The organism is Pantoea sp. BAV 3049 (assembly GCF_009765445.1).
Taxonomy (GTDB): Bacteria; Pseudomonadota; Gammaproteobacteria; order Enterobacterales; family Enterobacteriaceae; genus Erwinia.
Genome location: NZ_WHOY01000031.1, coordinates 981,718 through 983,904, shown reverse-complemented (window position 1 = coordinate 983,904; position 2,187 = coordinate 981,718). Strand labels below are relative to the sequence as shown.

The following is a 2,187-nucleotide window of genomic DNA, read 5'->3' as shown; positions in this document are numbered from 1 at the left end:
CACGCTTGCTGCATCCGGCGCGGATGCGCCGCTTTCACCAGCCCGGCGGTAATGCTGCCGGGCCTCTTCGGGGCAACGCCGTTTCGCGCCCGCGCGTTCCGTCATTGCGGCGGGTCCCTGCTCATATCCTCCTGGTCATTTCACCCTTCTGAGTCCTTTCGCCGGGGCTGAGACAAGCACAGTCGCCGTCAGCCGTCCAGGGTAAATGGCACGCGGTAAACCGCGCCCCGGACTGCTGCCATCGCCCGCGCTGGTTTACGCCCCTGCGGCGAACGGCTCTCAAACGGGTGAAGGTAACAACCAGCGGGAGCGCTCAGCAGGTCCCCGCAAAACGTCAAAACCGCGGCCCCGGCAACTCAACGGGTGATGGTTTTCAAAAGCATAAAAATCAGATGATTAAGGAGATTTATCATGACAGTACGCGGCGTGAACAGAGTGACTTTAATTGGTTTTCTGGGGCAGGACCCGGAAATCCGCTACATGCCCAACGGCGGCGCGGTAGCCAACCTGAGCCTGGCAACGTCAGAGTCCTGGCGCGATAAGCAGACCGGGGAAATGCGTGAGAAAACCGAGTGGCACCGCGTGGTGCTGTTCGGAAAGCTGGCCGAAGTGGCCGGGGAATACCTGCGTAAGGGCGCACAGATTTACGTTGAAGGTCAGCTGCGCACCCGCAGCTGGCAGGACGACGCAGGGGCAACCCGTTACGTCACCGAAATCGTGGTCGGCCAGAATGGCACCATGCAGATGCTCGGCGGTCGCCGTGACGGGGGCCAGCCGCAGGAAAACCCGCAGTACAGCGGTCAGCCAGCACAGCCTGCCCGGGCAGCATCACAGTCTGCTGACGGCGCATCCGGTGAGAAAAAAGGGCGCGGGAAGGGCAAAAAAGCCGCCGCGCAGCCGGAGCCTCAGCCGCCGCTGGGCGAATGGCCGCCCGTCGATGATATGGACAGCATACCGTTCTGAATGCATCCCGCCCCGCACGGTCGGGGCATCCAAAAGGAGTCCTGATAATGGATAACACCACCCTTCCGGTATTACCCGATGGTCCGTTCACCCGCCGCCAGGCCGAAGCCCTTGTGGCCGCTTACGGCAACGTGACGATCGAAGACGACCAGGGTACGCACTTTCATCTTGTTGTCCGCGTGGAGGGCATGCTGGTCTGGCGCGACTGGAATTTTGAAGCCGATGCGGGCTGTGAGCTGAACCGTTATATCGCACGATACGGCGTGAGAAGGCAGTAAGAGGTGCCGGATGCGTGGGGCATCCGGCAGACAGTCATCAACACTATGAGGTATCAACTATGTCAGTAACCGAGTCTAAAGCAAAAGCACCCGCGAAAACCAGCAAAAAAGCCGTAAAGCCTGCCGCCGCTGCGGCGCTGAAGGCCGCCCTTGATGCGGTGCAGATTGAAATGGTGCCGCTGTCGGCGCTGGTCAAATCTCCGCTGAACGTCCGCACCGTCCCGTATTCCACTGAAAGCGTACGCAGCCTGGCGAACACCATTGAGTCCGTTGGCCTGCTGCAGAACCTGGTGGTGCACACCCTGCCGGACGGCACGTCAGGCGTTGCCGCCGGGGGCCGCCGCCTGACGGCGCTGCAGCTGCTGCGCGATGAATTGCGCATCGATGCCGGGGTCAGCGTAGCGGTCAAGCGCGTGTCGGATGAAATGGCGGTCATCGCCTCGATGGTTGAAAACGACCAGCAAAAGGCTATGCATCCGGCAGAGCAGATTGCCGGATTCCGTACCCTGTCACAGCAGGGCAAAACCCCCGCGCAGATTGGCGACGCGCTCGGCTTCGGCTCACGCCACGTTCAGCGCATGCTGAAGCTGGCGAACCTTGCCCCGGAACTTATTGCCCTGCTGGCAGAGAATAAACTCGACGTGGAGCAGTGCCAGGCGCTGAGTCTGGAAAGCGACCCGGCGCGTCAGGTGGAAATTTACGGGCGTGTTCAGGCCGAATACAGCCATGCTCCCGCACACCTGCTGAAACGCGCCGTCACCGACACCGAAATCTCCGTGCGCCATCCCCGCTTCGTCTTTATCGGGCGCGAGGCGTATGAGGCGGCGGGCGGCGTGGTGCGTGAAGACCTGTTCAGCGCAGTAGAGGGTGACGGAACGGCAGACAGCGTACTGGTTGACCGTCTGGTGCAGGCCCGGCTTGCGGAGGAAGCGCAACGGTTGCAGGA

Annotated in this window: 3 protein-coding genes; all 3 read left to right on the top strand. The window is 61.8% G+C overall.

All coding sequences use genetic code 11. The features are described from left to right. The first annotated feature begins 411 nt into the window (after positions 1 to 411). Positions 412 to 963 (top strand): single-stranded DNA-binding protein, encoded by a 552-nt coding sequence (gene ssb / locus GSQ70_RS05410; RefSeq protein WP_158781604.1) that lies wholly within the window; start codon positions 412 to 414, stop codon positions 961 to 963. 47 nt (positions 964 to 1,010) lie between these two features. After that, a complete protein-coding gene (locus GSQ70_RS05405; RefSeq protein WP_158781603.1) occupies positions 1,011 to 1,241 on the top strand; it encodes a DUF905 family protein in 231 nt (76 codons plus the stop codon). A 59-nt stretch (positions 1,242 to 1,300) separates the two neighbouring features. Beyond that, positions 1,301 to 2,187, top strand: an 887-nt coding sequence (locus GSQ70_RS05400; protein ID WP_158785228.1) for a ParB/RepB/Spo0J family partition protein, incomplete at its 3' end; no start/stop codon positions are given.